Source organism: Phytohalomonas tamaricis (genome assembly GCF_003012345.1).
Classification (GTDB): domain Bacteria; phylum Pseudomonadota; class Gammaproteobacteria; order Pseudomonadales; family Halomonadaceae; genus Phytohalomonas; species Phytohalomonas tamaricis.
On record NZ_PVRV01000020.1, the window covers coordinates 871,855 to 891,751 of the forward strand.

General features: G+C 59.8%; 19 protein-coding genes. 10 read left to right on the forward strand and 9 right to left on the reverse strand.

Features of this window, described 5'->3' with window-relative positions; all coding sequences use genetic code 11:
* Window positions 1-171 precede the first annotated feature (171 nt).
* The 3 genes from C3Z11_RS09415 to C3Z11_RS09425 all read left to right on the forward strand — a co-directional run bounded on the left by C3Z11_RS09415 (window position 172) and on the right by C3Z11_RS09425 (window position 4,718).
* Window positions 172-1,155, forward strand: coding sequence for an alpha/beta fold hydrolase (locus C3Z11_RS09415; RefSeq protein WP_158700981.1), 984 nt, complete (start codon window positions 172-174; stop codon window positions 1,153-1,155).
* 238 nt (window positions 1,156-1,393) lie between these two features.
* The gene (locus C3Z11_RS09420) at window positions 1,394-2,968 is read left to right on the forward strand and encodes a diguanylate cyclase domain-containing protein (RefSeq protein ID WP_106477648.1); all 1,575 of its coding nucleotides are present in this window, start codon (window positions 1,394-1,396) and stop codon (window positions 2,966-2,968) included.
* Between the two features lie 142 nt (window positions 2,969-3,110).
* A complete protein-coding gene (locus C3Z11_RS09425; RefSeq protein ID WP_106477649.1) occupies window positions 3,111-4,718 on the forward strand; it encodes a diguanylate cyclase domain-containing protein in 1,608 nt (535 codons plus the stop codon).
* A gap of 38 nt (window positions 4,719-4,756) precedes the next feature.
* On the opposite strand, the gene C3Z11_RS09430 is transcribed toward C3Z11_RS09425, so the two are convergent.
* The 7 genes from C3Z11_RS09430 to modA form a co-directional block, all read right to left on the reverse strand.
* The gene (locus C3Z11_RS09430) at window positions 4,757-5,758 is read right to left on the reverse strand and encodes a bestrophin family protein (RefSeq protein WP_262927318.1); all 1,002 of its coding nucleotides are present in this window, start codon (window positions 5,756-5,758) and stop codon (window positions 4,757-4,759) included.
* A 33-nt stretch (window positions 5,759-5,791) separates the two neighbouring features.
* Complete coding sequence (gene speB, locus C3Z11_RS09435; protein WP_158700983.1) at window positions 5,792-6,709, reverse strand: agmatinase; 918 nt, start codon at window positions 6,707-6,709, stop codon at window positions 5,792-5,794.
* Between the two features lie 102 nt (window positions 6,710-6,811).
* A complete protein-coding gene (locus C3Z11_RS09440; protein ID WP_106477651.1) occupies window positions 6,812-7,564 on the reverse strand; it encodes a metallophosphoesterase family protein in 753 nt (250 codons plus the stop codon).
* Window positions 7,565-7,572: 8 nt separating this feature from the next.
* Window positions 7,573-8,088, reverse strand: a complete 516-nt coding sequence (locus C3Z11_RS09445; protein ID WP_106477652.1) for a GNAT family N-acetyltransferase — start codon at window positions 8,086-8,088, stop codon at window positions 7,573-7,575.
* Between the two features lie 42 nt (window positions 8,089-8,130).
* Entirely contained in the window at window positions 8,131-9,216 is a 1,086-nt protein-coding gene (modC, locus tag C3Z11_RS09450; protein WP_106477653.1) for a molybdenum ABC transporter ATP-binding protein, read from the reverse strand.
* Complete coding sequence (gene modB / locus C3Z11_RS09455; protein WP_106477654.1) at window positions 9,209-9,904, reverse strand: molybdate ABC transporter permease subunit; 696 nt, start codon at window positions 9,902-9,904, stop codon at window positions 9,209-9,211. Before modB ends, modC begins: the two co-directional genes overlap by 8 nt.
* Before the next feature lie 124 nt (window positions 9,905-10,028).
* On the reverse strand, window positions 10,029-10,853 hold the full coding sequence (gene modA / locus C3Z11_RS09460) for a molybdate ABC transporter substrate-binding protein (protein ID WP_106477655.1): 825 nt from the start codon (window positions 10,851-10,853) through the stop codon (window positions 10,029-10,031).
* Window positions 10,854-11,041: 188 nt separating this feature from the next.
* Between modA and C3Z11_RS09465 the strand changes: the two genes are divergently transcribed.
* Complete coding sequence (locus tag C3Z11_RS09465) at window positions 11,042-11,467, forward strand: GNAT family acetyltransferase (RefSeq protein WP_262927319.1); 426 nt, start codon at window positions 11,042-11,044, stop codon at window positions 11,465-11,467.
* Between the two features lie 8 nt (window positions 11,468-11,475).
* Window positions 11,476-11,934 (forward strand): GNAT family N-acetyltransferase, encoded by a 459-nt coding sequence (locus tag C3Z11_RS09470; protein ID WP_106477656.1) that lies wholly within the window; start codon window positions 11,476-11,478, stop codon window positions 11,932-11,934.
* 18 nt (window positions 11,935-11,952) lie between these two features.
* Here C3Z11_RS09470 and C3Z11_RS09475 read toward each other — a convergent pair whose 3' ends face one another.
* Together C3Z11_RS09475 and C3Z11_RS16815 are read right to left on the reverse strand one after the other, a co-directional pair.
* Complete coding sequence (locus C3Z11_RS09475; protein ID WP_106477657.1) at window positions 11,953-13,119, reverse strand: M20 family metallopeptidase; 1,167 nt, start codon at window positions 13,117-13,119, stop codon at window positions 11,953-11,955.
* A complete protein-coding gene (locus C3Z11_RS16815) occupies window positions 13,107-13,265 on the reverse strand; it encodes a hypothetical protein (protein ID WP_158700985.1) in 159 nt (52 codons plus the stop codon). Before C3Z11_RS16815 ends, C3Z11_RS09475 begins: the two co-directional genes overlap by 13 nt.
* Before the next feature lie 287 nt (window positions 13,266-13,552).
* Here C3Z11_RS16815 and C3Z11_RS09480 point away from each other — a divergent pair, with 287 nt between their 5' ends.
* The 5 genes from C3Z11_RS09480 to C3Z11_RS09500 all read left to right on the forward strand — a co-directional run bounded on the left by C3Z11_RS09480 (window position 13,553) and on the right by C3Z11_RS09500 (window position 19,888).
* Window positions 13,553-15,124 (forward strand): ABC transporter ATP-binding protein, encoded by a 1,572-nt coding sequence (locus tag C3Z11_RS09480; RefSeq protein ID WP_106477658.1) that lies wholly within the window; start codon window positions 13,553-13,555, stop codon window positions 15,122-15,124.
* Window positions 15,125-15,140: 16 nt separating this feature from the next.
* Window positions 15,141-16,244, forward strand: coding sequence for an ABC transporter permease (locus C3Z11_RS09485; protein WP_106477659.1), 1,104 nt, complete (start codon window positions 15,141-15,143; stop codon window positions 16,242-16,244).
* 2 nt (window positions 16,245-16,246) lie between these two features.
* A complete protein-coding gene (locus tag C3Z11_RS09490) occupies window positions 16,247-17,173 on the forward strand; it encodes an ABC transporter permease (protein ID WP_106477660.1) in 927 nt (308 codons plus the stop codon).
* 52 nt (window positions 17,174-17,225) lie between these two features.
* The gene (locus tag C3Z11_RS09495; RefSeq protein WP_106477661.1) at window positions 17,226-18,596 is read left to right on the forward strand and encodes an 8-oxoguanine deaminase; all 1,371 of its coding nucleotides are present in this window, start codon (window positions 17,226-17,228) and stop codon (window positions 18,594-18,596) included.
* A 194-nt stretch (window positions 18,597-18,790) separates the two neighbouring features.
* Window positions 18,791-19,888, forward strand: coding sequence for a BMP family ABC transporter substrate-binding protein (locus tag C3Z11_RS09500; protein ID WP_106477662.1), 1,098 nt, complete (start codon window positions 18,791-18,793; stop codon window positions 19,886-19,888).
* Window positions 19,889-19,897: the final 9 nt, after the last annotated feature.

Consider the following 19,897-nt stretch of genomic DNA (forward strand, 5'->3'; position numbering starts at 1 on the left):
CTCAGCACGCCTTGAGTGTATGGCAGTAGCGTAACGTTCTGCTGTCAGCGGCCTGGTTCACTGTCACGGCGCCCATTGACTACTATTGTTCAAACGCCTCGCATTATCATAGGTAAATGTGAGTAGCGGCTGGATTGCTGCACTATGCGCCTATCATGGAGGAAGAATTGCATGCGCCTGCCTGTACGTCGCCCCGGTGAAAATACAAAGTCGTTGCTGCGCATGTTGACCTCGATCCTAGGTAGCGCTATGCCTTTGGCCAAGCCGGATATCGATTATCCCATCTTGCAGCAACGCTATCGCAGCGCACGTTCTCGCAATATCTCTTTATCAAACGGGATTAAACTGCATTATACCGACAATACTCTCGGGCCCGACGATAATCGCCCCATATTGGTCATGATTCACGGCCTGCTGATGGATCTGCACGCCTGGGATCCCTGGCATGAACGCTTGGGCAGCGAGTTTCGCATCATCACGCTTGATCTTCCTGGTCACGGCCTGACCGAAGCGCCCGGGGACTGGCCCGTCAGTATTGAGCGTTATGCCGAACTTATCATGGAGGTAGTCGAACGGCTTGAACTGGCACCTTTCACGCTGATAGGCAATTCGATGGGCGGCAATGTAGCCTGGACCTTTGCATTGCGTTATCCCGAATATCTCGACGCCTTGGTGCTAATCGCCGCAACAGGCTGGGCGGACAACCGCGCCGAATCGCAGAAGACTCAGACGATCCTGAACGTTGCCGGCAGCTCGGTAGGTAGAACATTGCTGCGTAAAATGAACCTGCATGGTCTGGTAAATGATGCGATGCGGGATACATTTACTCCGCACGAGATTCCGGCCGGCATTGTCGAGCGTTACGAAACACTGGCCTGCGCGTCAGGACATCGTGACATCCTGCTGGCCATTGCCGCGTTTTGGCGCCAGCGCCATCTGGCCAGCGTTGAACGTCTGTCAGTACTTGCGTTGCCGACGCTGATCATGACCGGCGACGTCGATCCCCTCGTGCCGCCTGAGCATGCTTATCTTTTCGCTGATGCGATTAAAGGCAGTGAGCTTATCGTTTATCCCCGCACCGGGCATGTACCAATGATGACTGCATCGGACGCATCAGCCAATGATCTATGCAACTGGCTGGCGCAGGCGCGCTAACCCCTATTTATTCGATACGAAAAATCAATCGCAGCCACGACCTAGGCCGTTACTAGCGGCGGCACCCGAATAGTTACTTTATGTTACATTGCGATCTTCTGTGGCTTCAGCCCCCTCGGCGTCCGCCGATAAAACATACACTCTATACAGCACTTACTGACCGGCACTATCAGGGCATATGGTTTCCACTTGCCCACTATCGCTTTTTGCAGGTAGCCAATAAAGGCCCACACACTCCATGCCCAAAACGACTGTTTCGCTGCAATACCGCTTTATCGTGGCTCTGAGCCTGGTATTGCTGATGGCATTGGCAGCGCTGGCCTTCATTTCGGAGCGGATCATCGTTCCTAGCTTGCTCAGTGAAGAAAATAATGACGCCAAGGCGTCCTTGATGCGGGTCAAGCAGGCTATTTCACGTGAAGCCGAACACGTGGGCATGCTTACCCGCGACTGGGCCGCGTGGGATGAAAGCTACCATTTCGTAGAGGGAAACAACCCTACGTATGTCGAGGAAAACCTGAGCCGGCTTATCCTCGACGACATGAAGCTGATGCTGATCGCTTATATCGACATGAATCAGCATACCGTGTGGGTGGCAGGTACCGATCCGGACACGCAGGTCTACACATCCTGTGCCGAAGCCAAAGGCGATTGCAGCTGGAGCGTTCCGATATTTGAAGCGTTAGTCTCCGACCTGCCCAACCAAGCCGGGCCTGTTGAGCGGGATACGCTGATGGTGCTACCCCATCTCTATCTCGTGGCCCAACGCGCCATTGTCAAAACAGACGGCACCGGCCCCCCTGTTGGAACGCTGGTAATGATGCGAGCGATGGACAGCGAGTGGCTGAACCATCTATCCGATGAAACTGGAATCGATATGGCGCTGATCTCCGAATCCGGCGCCGGACATGGCGATGATGATATCGACCTGCAGCGGCTCGACAATGATCGGCTGCGCGCCGAGATGTGGTTGAATGCGCTCCCCAACGGTTATCACCTGCGTCTTCAGGCCGAGCTGCCGCGCGAACGTTTTCGCAGCGGCGTACGTATCTATCACTTCGCGATGCTATGGAGTGCCGGTCTGCTGCTGGTCGTTGTCCTTGTCGTACTTATACTGCTGCGTCGAATGGTACTCAAGCCGGTCACGAAGCTGGCGGCCTATGCGCAGCAGCAGCGTGAAGGCGATACGTATCAACGCCCCGCCCAAGCCTTGCTGGAACGCTCGGACGAACTGGGGATCATGGCCCAGCAGTTTCAGTACCTGATCGAACATCTGCATGATCGCTCCGCCAACCTGTTCGCGCTCTCCTATCTTGATGCGCTGACTGGGCTGGGCAACCGTCGGCTGCTTGATGAGCGTCTACCCGAAGTCTTGCAGATCAACCATGAGGCCAATCGCCCCGTCGCGATGATCATGGTCGATGTCGACCACTTCAAGGCATTCAATGACCACTATGGGCACCCGTTAGGGGATCGCTGTCTCAAGCAACTCGCCAAGGCGCTGTTTAAGCTGTTCGGTGTCAAGTCAAACCTGGTCATACGCCTTGGCGGTGAAGAATTCATTATCGTCCTGCCGGGCGTAGGTCAGGCAGATGCCATTCAACATGCCAATGAGCTGCGCTTAAGCATAGAAAGGCTCAGTATCACCCATCACCACTCACCGACCAGCGACTGTGTAACGGTCAGTGCCGGTGTCGCCGTCTCGACTTCTCAGCGTCCGTTGAGTGCAGCTGCCTTGATCGATGCCAGCGACCGGGCGCTTTACAAGGCCAAAAACGAAGGACGCAACAGCGTGGGCGTTTTTGAAGAATAGAACTACCAATAAAAAGTATAAAAAAGGAATTTCACGTCCTCAAACACCGGCCTCCACCGCCGATAGCATATCTTATGTAAAATAAAACCGCTGATCTGCTCGTCGGAACAATAAGCGTTGGATACTACCAGGTGCCTCGTGAATGAACTTTCCCACCTCGCTTCGTCGCCGCTTCATCGCCACAATGGCTACAACATTTGCCATTGTGCTCGCGGCACTGGTGTATCTGTTTCAATACATTATGCTCCCTACTCTGACGCTTGAAGAAGACCATAACGCCCGCATCAGCCTCAATCACGTCCAAAACATCATTGATGATGAGCTTTATAGCCTGGCGCTGACGACCAAAAGCTGGGCTACCTGGGATGATGCCTTCGCCTTCATGCAGGGCATCAAGCAAGATTTCCCGCAGAGGTTTATCACCCCTGAGCTGTTTCAGGAGCTGGGGCTGTCACTTGTGGTGTTCACCGACAAAACCGACATGGTGAGCTGGGTCGCCGGCTTCGATCCTGTCACCGGTAGTTTCACCTCATGTCACATACCAGCCGGTAAATGCGCCTGGAGTTTTGCTCTGGTCAAAACCCTGCAATCCGCCATGCCACGTCGTGACCTTATGCTAATGCGGCGCAGCCAGCTGATCACCTCACCAACACTTGCCATGATCAGTCAATGGCCAATCCTGCATGGCGATGGTAGCGGCCCGGTAGCCGGTAGGCTGACCATGGTAAAAGCCATCAATGAGCATTGGATGACAGCGCTGCGCCAAAAGACAGGATTCGACGTTACGCTAAGCGATAGTCAAGTACCCGTGCGTAAAGACGCCGATCAGATTGAAGTCAAACGCATGGATACCAGCCATTTGCGTGCCACGCGGCTTCAGCCTGCGCCCCCTTTTGGGCATCAATTACTGACCGAAATAAAGCTGCCACGTGATCGTCTGCATGACGGTATCGCCACTTACTATATTGCCCTGTTTGCCATCGTGGGGTTGCTGGGTCTGACACTGGCCGTCTCGCTAGCCACCTTTCAACGCCTGGTATTGAATCCCATAACCAAGCTGACCGCTTATGCCCAGCAGTTGCATCAGCAAAAGGATGACATCGAGACGCCGACAGATCTGTTGGCACGTCACGATGAACTTGGCACCATGGCCCGCGAGTTCCAATATCTGATCAATTATCATGATGACCGCGCTGCAAGCCTCAAGGCGCTGACTTACAAGGATGCCCTGACGGGGCTGGGCAACCGGCGCCTGTTGGATGAACGGCTGCCTCAGATACTGTCACTCACGCATCGTCTGGAGTACCCGGTCGCCTTGATCATGATCGATGTCGATCATTTCAAGGCCTACAACGACTGCTATGGTCACCCTGAAGGCGATCGTTGCCTGAAAGCGCTGGCCGAAACGCTAAGTGATCTGTTTCAACGTGAATCCGATCTGATTGCGCGCATCGGAGGTGAGGAATTCGTCATCGTCTTGCCGGATGTCGATCCCGAACGAGCAATCGAAATTGCCAGCGGCGTAAGGACGGCCATCGAGGCGCAGTGCATCCCTCATGAATGTTCGCCGACGCATTGCTATGTCACCATCAGCGTCGGCGTTGCCATCTCCTGGCCCTCGCATAATCGCACCTTGGGCGCCGACGAGTTGATCAAGCAGGCTGACCAGGCGCTTTATGATGCTAAACGCATCGGACGCAACACGATTGGCTATGCTCACTCCCTAGCCGAACTGGCAACGCCAGCCTGAATCATTACCGAACGGTTGGTACGCTCCGCCTGCCCTGCTCACAGCAGAATATGGTCTTGGGGTTCCAGCGGCGGCGGCACAGGCTCACCGAGCGCTTCCAGCACATTGATTTCGATAGTGCGCGAGATAGCATCCAGTGGCAAGGCGTTGGCTTCCAACCCGAACGGTGCACCTAGCTCCTCAGAAAGCCGATCCAGGCCGAAGAACGTGTAGGCAATAATGCCGCAGACAACCGGTGTTGCCAGCCCGAGCGTGCCCACGAGTCCCCACGGCAACAAGAAACAATAGAGATAGGCGGTGCGGTGCAAAAGCAGCATGTAGGCAAACGGCACGGGCGTGCTGTGAATCCGTTCGCAGGCACCCAGCGACCGCGACATCGAGCTGACAGTCTGGTCCATGTCGCGGATCAGAATATCCGATAGCCGCCCTTCCTTGAGACACACCCCCAGCGTCTGGCCGATCAGTTGAAGAATACCCGTCGGCAGATTGGAATATCCTTCAAGCAGGCGTCGGTCTGCCTCGTCTAGACGCCCGGCTATCTCGGGCCAGGCATCAGTACCGCGCAGTCGATGGCGCATGGCGTGGGCGAAGGCAATGACGAGATAACCGAAGCGACGTTGAAGCTCGCGTCCGCGTGGCGTGTCCAGATCAAGAAAGGCATTAGCCTGGCGCATCAGCGAACGGCTGTCGATCAGCAGCTGTCCCCAGTGGCGGCGCGCCTCCCACCAGCGGTCGTAGCAAGCGTTATTACGAAAGCCGAGAAACAGCGACAGCGAGATGCCCAACAAGGTGAAGGGCGCGGTCGAATAGGCTGGAAAGAGACGAGGAAAATAGCGGTGCAACTCGGCGACCAGCATGCCAATCGCCATGATCACCAGTACCTGCGGCAGAATCTTGGGCAGCGTCGAGCCGCGCATTACGAGAAACAGCTTCAAAAAACCGGGATTGTCACGAACGACCATGCGTGCAGCGCCATGAGAACAGAGAGAAATAAAGTAAACGTCAAACAGATGACGCCAGCCGCGGCTGGCGTCATTCATTGCGCTCTATCATCGGCCGACCGGCCGGAACACTCAAGGGCGGGTGAAATCCGACGCCGGTATCATCGCCGCGTAAGTCCACAGCAGAGTGGCAGCAGCCAACGCCGTGATATTGCTGACATCGTGGGGTGGCGAGACCTCAACGACATCCATACCGATCAGATTGAAACCACGCAGCGCTTCAAGCAACTCCAGCGCATGCAAGGTCGTGATGCCACCGATTTCTGGAGTCCCTGTGCCCGGCGCATGGGCTGGATCGAGCAGATCGATATCGAAGGTAATATAGGTGGGTGTATCTCCAATACGCTCTTTAACCAGAGCCTGAAGCGCCTCGCCGCTGGTTTTCATCAACTGACGTGAATTCATCCAGAAGCCGCCCTGAGCTGGCAGCCAGTCACGCGTCTCGGGCTCAACCGGCGAGCGCAGCCCCAGGCTCATGACCTTACGCGGATCGATCAACTCCTCATCAATGGCATTGCGCAGCAGCGTGCCGTGACCGATATCATCGCCAAAATGATAACTCCACGTGTCACAGTGGGCATCGAAATGCACGATGGCCAGCCGCTCGCCATGAATCTTGCGCAGCGCCCGCAGCACGCCCAGCGTGGTCAGATGATCACCGCCGGCAAACATGAGGTGCCGCTGGGGATCGTCATTGTGTGCCGCAAGCACACCTTCCTCAATCTGCCTGAGCGCATCATGCTGCCCGACCTGAGTAATCGCGATATCGCCCAGGTCGGTTACCGAGGCGCAGGGGTCGGTCTCGAACTCGGGATGACGCCCGTCGGTCAGCATCATGCTGATCTGGCGAATGGCGTTCGGCGCCAATCGGGCACCGGGGCGAAACGTCACTGAGCAATCGTAGGGAATGCCGAGGAAGCCAATCGGCCTCGGTGCACTTACCGGCGATTTCAGGAAGGTAGAAATTCCTTGGTACGGCATTCCGAACATAGTGACTCCTGACACGTTTAAACTGTCACAAAAATCATCGCGAAAGTGCGAAGCGCGCATCCTCTTCCAGCCGGAAGGTTTCGTCAATCAGGCTATGAAAATTTAATCGGCAGGCGGCATACGGCCATTGACCAACAGATACGCCCAATCGGCCCGGCCGTGCGTCGATGCGGCGCGGGCAGCTTCTTCATGGTCGTAGAGGATGCGAAAAAATTCCACCTGCCAGGAGGATGCCCTGCCTTCAAGCAGCGCATAGGCCGCATGTGGCGCATGGTTTTCCATCACATGGGGCACGGGCTGGTCATCCTGATAGGCCGGCATGCCGACGCTACCCGGATTGACCACGCATTGGCCGCTCGAAAGCTGCACCAGGCGGGGAATATGGGTATGCGCGCAGCCAATTACCGCAGATGATTCGCCCGCCAGCGAAGAGATAATAGCCGCCTCATCACGCAGGCGCGGCCAACCGAGCGAGACATCTTCAAGCAGATAGCAGGTATCGCTGCCAGGCGAGCCGTGACAGGCATAAAGCTCGCCAAGGCGCGCCTCGCAAGGCAAGCGCGTCAACCAATCAACGCCAGTGCGCCCGATCTCATCATGAATAAAACGCAGCGTGGCATTAGCATTTAATTCATCACTCGCCGAGGCAATCTGGCGGTCCTGATTGCCGCTGATCGTGATGATATCGTCGCGCTGGCGCAGCACATCAAGCGTTTCTCGCGGCGCGACCGGCCCATAGAGCACATCGCCAAGGTTGATGATATGGTCAACCCCACGCCGATCGATATCGGTGAGCACCGCCTCAAGGGCGAATACATTGCTGTGGATATCAGCAATCAATGCAATGCGCGTCATATCGATTCTCAACCAAGTCGCTTGTAATAGATCGCTGTCGCATGTGGCCCGGCACCATCGGGATCGAAGGCGTAACCGGGGATTTCACCGCTTTTGAGCCAGCCGAGGTGCCCGTAAATCTGTTCTGCCGGTGAGCTGGCACGTGTATCAAGGGTCAGTAGCGTACGTCCTTCCATCCGCGCAAAGGCTTCAAGCGTCGCCATTAACTCTGAAGCAAACCCTCGGCCGCGCGCCTCAGAGTGCACGCACAGTTTCATGACTTCGGCGCGATGCGTGCCGTTGGCTTTCAGGCACAGTGCAAGCTGAACGGCACCCAGCACGCGCTCGCCTTCACGCGCGATCCAGAGGCGATGCTGCGGCCCCATCAGCTTGAACACGCCCTGCCAGTAAGTGTTGGCTTCAAATTCGGACAACGGCGCCATAAAGCCCATCGAGGCACCGCCATGCACACTATCGATCAGCAGTTCGATCAGCTCATCAAGCAAATGGTCATCGGGCTGGGTCACAGGCAAAATAATCGCCATGCAGGGCATCTCCGTGGTGTGATGACGAGAAGAAACGCCCCGCTATGATGCCCTGCTCCTGCGCTGTCGCGCCAGACTAGCGCTGCGGATCAGTGCAATGACCGGCAACCCTTCACGCAGCCCGAGAGCATCGGCCACGTAAGGCGTCACCTGAGCACGCAAGCATTGGTCGCCAAGACGCAGCGTAAGTTCAACCCCGCCCTGCTGGCCTTCCGTCAAAGCCTCTATTTCCGCGTCGAGCATGTTGATGAAACTGGTGCCTGTGGGCCTTGAAAGCGCCAGTGCCACGTCATGTACGTTGACCTGTATATGCAGTATGTCATCAGCTACGCATTCGACACGAGACAGCGCCAGGCGCTGCCCATCGTCCAGCTCAAACCACGACAGCCCCGTCATGTCATCGTGTGCCGTCCATCGTGCCTTAAGCAGCGAAGTGGCCGCGAAACCGCCAAGCTGTGCGCTCAGCTCGGACTGGGTCAGCATTGCTCCAAGCTCACCGCTGGCCACAACCCGGCCTTTTTCTACCAACGCGAGCCGATCGGCAATGGCCATTACCTCCTGCGTATCGTGGCTGACAAACAGAACCGGAATATCGACTTCATGAGTAAGCCGCATGATATAGCTGAGCAGCTCTTGCTTACGCGCACCGTCAAGTCCGGTCAACGGCTCATCCATCAGCAACATGCGCGGCTTGGTCAGCAGCGCCCGGCCGATCGCCACGCGCCTTGCCTCACCGCCTGACAGCACTCCCGGCATGCGACCAAGTAGATGTTCAATACCGAGCAGCTCAACCAGCATGTCGAACTCCGCCTTAGCGCCGACGGCCATGCCATACTCAAGATTGCCGCGCACGCTGTAGTGCGGGAAAAGCAGCGCCTCCTGAAAGACCACTCCAAGCCTGCGCTTGTGTGGCGGAATGAAAAGGCGCCGCTCGGTGTCGACGAATACCGTATCATCAATACAAATCAGGCCATGCTCAGGCCGGTCAAGACCAGCAAGCATACGCAGCAGGCTGGTCTTGCCACTGCCTGATTGACCAAATAGCGCAGTAACCCCCTGTGCCGGGGCCTTAAGATTGGCATCAAGCGTAAAGTCTCCCAGCTGTTTGGTGACGTTCAGTTCAAGCATCACGGCCGCCCAGACGCTTTCGTGTGCGCCGTGCAAGCCATTCGGAAGCCATCAGTGAAATCATCGCCACCACAATCGAGACTACACACAGCCGCGCTGCCGCGTCCTCACGCCCCGGCATCTGGATCAAGGTATAGAGCGCCAGTGGCAGGGTTCGTGTCTCATCGGGGATGTTGGCCGCAAAGGTGATCGTTGCACCGAACTCCGACAGCGAACGCGCGAAGGCGAGCACGCCACCGGTCAGGATACCGGGTACCGCAAGCGGCAGCGTAATGGTCAGGAAAACACGCAGATGCCCCGCGCCCAGCGTATGGGCAGCGGCTTCCAAGCGTGGATCAACCGCTTCAAGTGATAGCCGCACTGCCCGTACCAGCAAGGGAAACGCCATCACACCGCCCGCCAACGCTGCACCTTGCCAGGTAAAGGGCAGACTGATATCAAAGGTGTCCTTTAGCCAGCTGCCGAGAGGACTGCGGCGGCCTAGTCCCACCAGCAACAGATAACCCACTACCACCGGCGGCAGCACCAGTGGCAGATGAATCAGGCCATCCAGCATCGCCTTGCCACGGAATTCGTGACGTGCCAGTACCCAGGCGATACAAATGCCAGGGATGAGAATGGCCGCCACAGCCACACTCGAAATGCGCAGACTTAGTGTCAGCGCCTCCCATTCAAGGTCGGTTAGCAAGCGTCCTGATCCTTACGTTGCAGCAATACTGACTGAAGTAGCAAAGTTTACGAAAGGTAAGCGAGCATTTCGAGGTAGCACGCCTTAAGCATAGGCGTCATGGCCATAGCGATAACGGCAACGATCAACCACCGTTGACGGGACTGACCTCATCACCATCATCAAGGCTGGTCATATCGGTATCAAAGCCGTACTGACGAAAGACCTTTGCTGCCTCATCACTCTTGAGCCAGGTCAGGAACGCCTGCGCCGCCTGGGAGGGGGTGTCGTTGACCAGCGCAACGGGATAAGTGATCGGCTTATGGCTTTCGACCGGAAACAGGCCCAGCTGCTTGACCTTGTCACTGGCCTTGGCGTCGGTGGCGTAGACAATGCCGAGTGGCGTCTCGCCGCGCTCAACCAGCGCCAGCGCAGCGCGGACGTTATCGCTGCGCGCCAGGCGCGGCTCGAGTGTGTTCCACTCGCCGAGGCTCTTGAGCGCCTGCTTGGCGTAGATGCCTGCCGGCACATGATCGGGGTCACCCACTGCAAGTCGGCTGTCATCGGCGAGCTCGTCGACGAGCGGATGCTCGGCATCGGGCGTGAACGATGCGATGTCGGTGTTCTGCGGCGCGATCAGCGCCAGGCGGTTCTGCAGCAGATCGGCGCGCGCGGTCAAGGTGATGCCCTGCGCAGCGAGCCAGTCCATCCATTTCTCGTTGGCCGAGAAGAAGATATCGGCGGGGGCACCGTTGGCAACCTGACGCGCTACGGTCGACGACGAGGCATAAACCGGCACGATATCAACCTCGTGCTGCTTTTCGTAGTCAGCAGCAAGCGTGTTCATCACGTCAGTCAGCGAGGCAGCGGCGTAGACCTGAATCTTGTCAGCGGCAAAGGTCAGCGGAGAGAGTACCAGCGTGGCAACAGTAGCGGTACCGATCAACAAACGAGAAACAAACCCAGACATGAATCCATCCTTGGTCGATTGAAAAGACCCACTATGCCTTAAAGATAACTTAAGGTAAAAACGTATCCAGCCTCTGCACTATAAACGGCGATTCACACCTAAGCGATACGCGGCCAAACGCTCGGACGGCTTCACCGCAGCGTACGCCCGCAAGGCGGCGCAACATAACACGTCTCACGGGATGCCACATGACTATAAGAATTCGAACATTCGACCGCGCCGACGAAACCGATGTCATCGCGCTGTGGCAACGCTGTGGCCTGACTCGGCCGTGGAACGACCCGCAGCGGGACATCGCACGCAAGCTAAGTGAGCAACCCGAGCTGTTTCTGGTCGGCACCGTAGAAGATCGCCTTATCGCCAGTGCGATGATCGGCTTCGACGGTCATCGCGGCTGGGTCTACTATCTCGCCGTCGCGCCCGACTGTCAGCGGCGCGGCTACGGCAAGCGTTTGATGGCGGAAGCGGAACGACGGCTGAGCGAGGTGGGCTGCCCCAAGCTCATGCTGATGGTACGCACGGAGAATACCACCGTAATCGATTTCTATCGTCACCTCGGTTACGACATTAACGCCACCGCGGTGCTCGGCAAGCGCCTGATCAGCGATGAGTGAGGTGACAAATGAGTGAACCGATCGCCATTCGGACGATCGCCGCAGGCGACCTCGACCAGCTGCTGGCGCTCTATGTCCATCTCAACCCGGACGACTCCCCGCCGCCCGAGAATGGGATCAGCGCTACGACATGGAGAACAATCCAGGCCAGCCCGCATATCCGCCATCTCGGCGCGTATGCGGGTACGGCCCTGCTCGCCTGCTGCCATATCGTACTGATCCCCAACCTGACACGCGGCTGCCGCCCTTACGGCGTGATCGAGAACGTCGTCACCCACCGCGACCATCGCGGTCAAGGCCTCGCGACCCGCCTACTGCATGCCGCCCTCGACCACGCCTGGGCACACGGCGCCTACAAGGTAGTGCTGACCACTAGCCGGCGTGACGAAGCAACGCTGCGTTTCTATCAGCGTGCCGGTTTTGATCGCTTTGAGAAGCAAGCCTTTATCGCCCGTGCCCCACACTGAACGCAGCGCGCTTATCGTTTAATAATGGCCCTGCTCTGCGGCGCCGAGATCGAGAAGCGTCGCCGCCACTGCCTGGGCGCGTGGCACGAGGGTATCGAGGCGGCAAAACTCTTGGTCGGTATGCATCTTTGCGCCTACCGGCCCGATACCACACAGCGTGGGTACACCGAGGCTGGCGGTGAAGCCGGCATCGGAGCAACCGCCAGTGAACTCGCCCTCGACTGCGAACCCGAGCAGCTCCGCCTGGCGCTGATAGCGCGCGAACAGCGCCTCGCTCATCTGCGCTTCGAGCGGCAAAAAACTCGAGCTCTGGGTCAGCGTCGCTGTAGTACCGGGCAGTTCCTGCTCACTGATTAGCGTCTTGAGCGCGGCAAACAGCACATCACGCTGTTCGTTGGTCACGAAACGCACGTCGAGCTGCGCCTTGGCCCACGGCGCCACGGTATTGCGCGATACGCCGCCCTCAATTACGCCGATATTGGTAGTGATGCCGTTTTCGTAGTCGGTCAGGGCGTGGACCTTGATGATCTTGCGCGCCAGCGCCTCGATCGCGCTCGCCCCGTCAGCATGGCTGACGCCGGAGTGCGCTGCCTTGCCTTCAACCGCAATAGTGAAGCTCGCCCCACCCTTGCGCGCAGTGACGACATTGCCGCTGATCCGCCCGGGTTCGGCATTGAACACTGCCCGCGCCCCCGTCGCGGCCTGTTCAATGAAAGCACGCCCATCGGGTGAGCCAATTTCCTCGTCGGCGGTGAACAGTGCCCTGACCGGGAACGGCAGCCTGGGCAGCCGCTTCAAGGCACGCAACACGAAGCAGTTCATTACCAGTCCCGCCTTCATGTCGGCCACGCCGGGGCCGAAGGCAAGATCGGCCTGCTGGCTGTAGCCTCGCGTCGCCACCGTACCTGTCGGGAAGACGGTATCACGATGCCCTATCAGCAGAGCATGTGCCTCCTCACCCACGCCGAGGCGCACTTCGAGGATATCGCCCGCATCAGGCCTGGCGTGGCGTATCACTTCGATGCCATCGGCCGCCAGCCAGGCAAAGATGGTATCGGCCACCGCGTCGGTGCCGGCCTTGTCGTAGCTGTTGGAGTCGATCTCGACCAGCGTCTTGAGCCCGTCGACCATCGCCTCGTACTGCTCGGCCAGCCAGTCATGCACTTCACGCATCATCGGGTCCATGTCACACGCTCCTTGGTGATGTGCTGGCCCTGCCCGCCGGGGGCATACTTCGAACAGGCTGGGCAGGCAAGCAGCCTCTTCGGCATCAATAACGTTAAATGACGGTGCAACAACGTATCGCCGGCAGTGGCGTCGTGAAATTCCATATCCAATATCCTCATTTGTCGTTGTTATGGGCTACGTCCGCACGGTATGACCAGGCACGTCGGCGGTTATCTCATTCACTCTAACTGTATATCACTAGCCCCCATCGCCAAGAAGATTCGCCAGGCCGGCTTTCCTGCGCTTATCTGGTGCACAAAACGTACTTTGAATTGTGCACAATTCAGCCGTTACTACGGCTTCGCCGTTCTCTGGCGTACCTTTCTGACCGATTGGCCAACTTTTTGCATTGTCCGGCTCACTGACCAATCGACCACGTTTCGAGCCGCCTATGCCTGATATTTCATCCCCTCCGCCCCGCCTTGAGCTACGAGGCATCACCAAGCGCTATCCGGGCTGCCTGGCCAACGACCGCATCGACCTGAGCGTTGCGCGCGGCGAAATCCGTGCCCTGCTCGGCGAGAACGGCGCTGGCAAGAGCACGCTGATGAAGATCATCTTCGGCGCCGCCGCGGCCGACGCCGGCGAGCTGCGCTGGGAGGGCCAGCCGGTCACCGTTCGCGATCCGTCTCAGGCGCGCGAACTCGGCATTGGCATGGTCTTTCAGCACTTTTCGCTGTTCGAGACGCTAACCGTGGCCGAGAACGTCGCCCTGGCGCTGGGTCCCGCCGCCGGCGATCCGCGCCAGCTGGTGCCCAGGATTCGCGAAGTTTCCAAACGCTACGGCATGGCGCTCGACCCCGAACGACGGGTGCACGCCCTATCGGTGGGCGAGCGCCAGCGCGTAGAGATCGTGCGCTGCCTGATGCAGGACATCAAGCTGCTGATCCTCGATGAGCCCACCTCGGTGCTGACCCCGCCGGAGGTCGACGAGCTGTTCGTCACGCTCAGAAAACTCGCCGCCGAGGGGGTCAGCATCCTGTTCATCAGCCACAAGCTCGGCGAGGTGCGCGCGCTGTGCCACAGCGCCACGGTACTACGCGCCGGCCGCGTCACGGGCCACTGCGACCCGCGCGAACAGAGCGATCTGGCGCTGGCGCAGCTGATGGTCGGCGACGCCGAGGGGCTGGAGGCACGCTATCCCAAGCGCAGCGGCGACAAGGTTTTTCTCGATCTCTCCCAGTTGTCGTGGCGCAATCCTGACCCGTTTGCCACGTCACTGCACGACATTGATCTCACGGTTCGCGCCGGCGAGATCGTCGGCATCGCTGGCGTGGCCGGTAACGGTCAGGACGAACTGATGGCGCTGCTGAGCGGCGAAGAGTGTCTGCCTCTTCAGGCGGCCAGGATCATCACGCTTGGCGGGCAGGCGGTCGCCAATCTGCCGCCTGACGCGCGCCGCAGGCTTGGGCTGGCAATGGTGCCGGCCGAACGCCTCGGCCATGCCGCCGTACCCTCGCTGAGCCTGGCCGACAATGCGCTGTTGAGCGGCTTCCAGCAGGGTCTGGTGCGTCACGGCATGATTCAGCGCGGCAAGGTCAGCGCCTTCGCCCGACGCATTATCGAGCGTTTCGAGGTCAAGACGCCGGATATGCATACCTCGGCGCGCAGCCTGTCCGGCGGCAATCTGCAGAAGTTCATTCTTGGCCGCGAGATCCTGCAGAACCCCAAACTCCTGATCGCTGCTCACCCGACCTGGGGCGTTGATGTCGGCGCGGCGGCGGCGATCCATCGTGCCCTGATCGAGCTGCGCGACGCCGGCGCGGCAATCCTGGTGATCTCGGAGGATCTTGACGAGCTATTCCAGATCAGCGATCGCATCGGCGCGCTGTGCGGCGGGCGATTGTCGCCCCTCAAGGCCACCGCGAAGACCCAGACCAGCGAAGTTGGCCGCTGGATGACCGGTCAGTTCGACACCGCAGCGAACGCTGCCGACGCAGCACCAACGTCCACAACATACTGAATGACGGAGCCTGAACATGCTTCTTTCCCTCGAACCTCGCGGTCAGCAGTCGCGCGCCATGCTGCTGCTGTCGCCACTGCTGGCCGGAGCATTGACGCTGATCAGCGGCGCGCTGTTGTTCGCGGCGTTGGGCAATCCGCCGCTCGAGACGCTCTACACCCTGTTGATCATGCCGATCAGTGATATGTACGGCGTGACCGAACTCGCCATCAAGGCGCTGCCGATCCTGCTCTGCGCCCTCGGCCTGGCGTTGGCCTTCCGGGCGCGCATCTGGAACATCGGCGCCGAGGGTCAGCTGCTGGTCGGCGCGCTGGCCGGCAGCGCAGTGGCGATCCAGCTCATTGACGTCGAAAGCCGCTGGGCGCTGGTACTGGTGTTTGCCGCTGGCGTGGCGGCCGGTACCGCTTGGGCGGGACTCGCCGCCTGGCTACGCACGCGCTTCAATGCCAATGAAATCCTCACCACCATCATGCTCAACTACATCGCCCTCAACCTACTGCAGTACTTCATCTACGGACCGCTCAAGGACCCCGCCGGCTACGGTTTCCCTCAGTCGGCGATGTTCGGCGACGCCAGCCGCCTGCCGATTTTGTTCGAGGGGACACGGCTGCACGTCGGCGTGTTCTTCGCCCTGCTGGCGCTGGTGGCGATCTGGGTGCTGGTGCAGCGCAGCTTCTTCGGCTTTCAGGTCAAGGTGCTCGGTCTCGATCGCCGTGCGGCGCGCTTCGTCGGCTTCCGCGAGAAGCGTCTGGTATGGCTGGCGCTGATGGTGAGCGGTGCGCTGGCTGGACTGGCCGGGGTGTGCGAGGTCAGCGGTCCAATCGGTCAACTGATCCCGCAGGTCTCGCCCGGCTACGGCTACGCCGCGATCACCGTCGCCTTTCTCGGCCGTCTCAATCCCGTTGGTATCCTGTTCGCCAGCCTGCTGATGGCGCTGCTCTATCTGGGCGGCGAGATGGCGCAGATGACGCTCAATCTGCCGCTGGCACTGACCGGGCTGTTTCAGGGCATGCTGCTGTTCTTCCTGCTCGCCTGCGACGTGCTGATTCTCTACCGCCTGCGCGTGAAGCTGCCGTGGCAGCGCCAGTTCGTCGCAACCCCCGTGGCCAAAGGAGCCTGAGCATGGATCTCGATCTCATAAGCAATATCCTGTTCGCCATGGTGCGCACCGGCACGCCGCTCTTGCTGGTCGCGCTCGGCGAGCTGGTGTGCGAGAAGAGTGGCGTGCTCAACCTCGGCCAGGAAGGAATGATGCTGTTTGGCGCAGTGATCGGCTTCATCGTCGCCTTCGCCACCGGCAGCCTGTGGCTCGGCGTGGCACTGGCCATTGTTGCTGGCATGGTGCTGGCGCTGCTGTTCGCGCTGGTCGCCGTTTATCTCAACGCCAACCAGATCGCCTGCGGCCTGGCACTGACCATCTTCGGCGTCGGTCTGTCGTCGTTCATCGGCACCGCCTGGGTCGGCAAACCGCTGGTGGGCTTCGGGACGCTGGCGATCCCGCTGCTCAGCCAGATTCCGCTGCTCGGCAGAATGCTGTTCGCCCAGGATCTGCTGGTCTATCTGTCATTTGCGCTGTTCGCCGTGGTCGGCTGGGTGCTGCTCAAGACCCGCACCGGGCTGGTGCTCCAGGCAGTGGGCGAGAATCCCGCCGCCGCCAGCGCGATGGGCCTGCCGGTGCGTCGCGTTCGTCTGCTCGCGGTGCTGTTCGGCGGCGCCATGGCGGGGCTGGCTGGCGCCTATCTGTCTCTGGCCTATACGCCGATGTGGGCGGAGAACATGACCGCTGGACGCGGCTGGATTGCGCTGGCGCTGGTGGTATTCGCCAGTTGGCGCGTGTTTCGCGTGCTGCTCGGCGCCTACCTGTTCGGGCTGGCCAGCATTCTTCATCTGGTGCTGCAGGGGTTAGGCGTATCGATTCCCTCCAACCTGCTGGCGATGCTGCCCTATGTGGCGACCATCGTCGTGTTGGTGCTGCTGTCGCGCGACGCGGTGCGCACTCGACTGTATGCACCAGTATCGCTGGGCCAGCCGTGGCAGCCGGGACACTAAGCGCCTTAACGTTCATTCATAAGAAGAATTCATCCATAAGAAGCATTCACCCATGTCTACTGCACCTTCTACCTCTTCCCGCCTGTGGCTGCGCGCGCCGCAGGCGATCTTCACCGCTAACGACCTTGACGCCCGCGGTGGGCTGGTGATCGAGGGCAACCGCATCGTTGAGTGTCTGGCGCCGGGCCAGCAGCCCACCGCACCCTGCGATGTGATATTTGACGCCCGTGACCACGTCGTGCTGCCGGGGCTAATCAATACCCACCACCATTTCTATCAGACCCTGACTCGCGCCTGGGCGCCGGTAGTCAACCAGCCGCTATTTCCATGGCTCAAGACGCTCTATCCGGTATGGGCGCGGCTTACGCCCGAGGCGCTGGCACTGGCCAGCCGGGTGGCGCTGGCCGAGCTGTTGCTGTCCGGCTGCACCACGGCGGCCGACCATCATTATCTGTTTCCCGATGGCATGGACGAGGCGATCGATATCCAGGTCGACGCAGTTGATGAGCTGGGCATGCGCGCCATGCTGAGTCGCGGCTCGATGAGCCTGGGCGAAGCCGACGGCGGGCTGCCACCGCAGCATACCGTGCAAAAGGCGCAGACGATTCTCGACGACAGCGAGCGCCTGATCCGCCGCTATCATCAGCGCGGCGACGGCGCCCGGGTGCAGATCGCGCTGGCGCCCTGCTCACCGTTTTCGGTCACGCCGGAGATCATGCGCGAGAGCGCTGCACTGGCCGAGCATCACGACGTGCGCCTGCATACCCATCTGGCCGAAACCCTCGACGAGGAGGCGTTCTGCCTCAAGTGCTTCGGCATGCGCACCGTCGACTATCTCGATAGCGTCGGCTGGCTCGGCCCGCGCACCTGGCTGGCCCACGGCATCCACTTCAACGATGACGAGATTCACCGTCTGGGCAAGGCCGGTGTCGGCGTCTGTCACTGCCCCTGCTCTAACATGCGCCTCGCCTCGGGGATTTGCCCGACGCTGGAGCTGGAGGCAGCCGGCGTGACGGTCGGCCTCGGCGTCGACGGTTCGGCCTCGGGCGACACTTCGAACATGATGATCGAAGCGCGCCAGGCCATGTACCTGCAGCGTCTACGCTACGGCGCCGAGCGCGTCACCCCGCAGCGAGCGCTGGGCTGGGCGACACGCGGCTCGGCACGCCTGCTCGGCCGTGATGATATCGGTCAGCTCGCCCCGGGCAAGCAGGCCGACCTGGCGCTGTTCAAGCTCGACGAGCTGCGCTTCTCCGGTAGCCACGACCCTCTCGCCGCGCTGCTGCTGTGCGCCGCCGACCGTGCCGATCGCGTCATGGTCGGCGGAGAGTGGCGCGTGGTCGACGGGCAGATTGTCGATCTCGATCTGGTCGGGCTGATTACCGCTCACAGACGCGCTGCGCACCAACTGGTAGCGGGCTGACTATGCGCCGCACCAGGATGAGTCAGCACCGGGCGACGCGCCTTGCTCGCCAGTCGTCACACCGCCACTGTCCAATTGGTCAGCTTTTTGCATTAACGAAACGTAACAACCTTCCGGCACGTCAGCGCAGCGTCCGGTCGTTCTTTCCGCGCAGCACTACAACCACAATTCAAATTTCGTAAGGATTCCTTGCCATGTCGTACCCCTTACTAAAAAAACAATCGTTTAAAAAATTGCTGTGCGGACTGACCGCCGCGCTGGGCATGAGCGCCGCGCTGAGCGCCAGCGCCCAGGAGCCTCTGAAGATCGGTTTTGTCTATCTCGGCCCGGTCGGCGATCACGGCTGGACCTATCAGCACGAACAGGGCCGCCAGGAGCTGGTTGAGCACTTCGGCGACAAGGTGAAGACCACCTATGTCGAGAATGTCGATGAAGGCGCCAGCGCTGAGCGGGTGATCCGTAACCTGGCGACGAGCGGCAATCAACTGATCTTTACCACCTCGTTCGGCTACATGAACCCGACGATCAAGGTCGCCCAGCAGTTCCCCAAGGTGACCTTCGAACACGCCACTGGCTACAAGCAGGCCAAGAACGTCGGCACCTACCTGGCGCGCACCTATGAAGGCCGCTACGTCGGCGGCTACCTCGCTGCCAAGATGACCAAGAGCCACAAGATCGGTTACATCGCCTCCTTCCCGATCCCTGAGGTGATCCGCGACATCAACGCCATTCAGCTGGCGCTCAACAAGTACGACCCGCAGGCCGAACTCAAGGTGATGTGGGTCAACAGCTGGTTCGACCCAGGTAAGGAAGCGGACGCCGCCAATGCGCTGATCGACCAGGGCGTCGACGTGCTGTTTCAGCATACCGATAGCCCGGCGCCGATCCAGACCGCCGAGCGGCGCGGCGTCTACTCGATCGGCTACGCCTCCGACATGTGCCATTTCGGCCCCAACTCGTGTCTGATGTCGATCGTCAACGACTGGGGACCGTTCTATATCCGCACCGCGCAGCAGGTCATGGATGGCACCTGGAAGCCGGAGGATTTCTGGGGCGGGCTGCATGACGACATGCTCAAGTTGCCGATATCCGACGTAGTGCCCGCCGACGTCAAGCAGGGCGCCGAGAAGATCATCGCCAGCATCCGCAGCGGAGAGTTCCATCCTTTCACCGGCCCGATCAAGGACCAATCCGGCACTGAGCGTCTCAAGGCCGGCGAGACCATCACCAACCAGCAGCTCGCTTCGATGGACTGGTGCGTCGAGGGCCTCAAGGCCGACATGCCCAAGTGATCTTCCGCC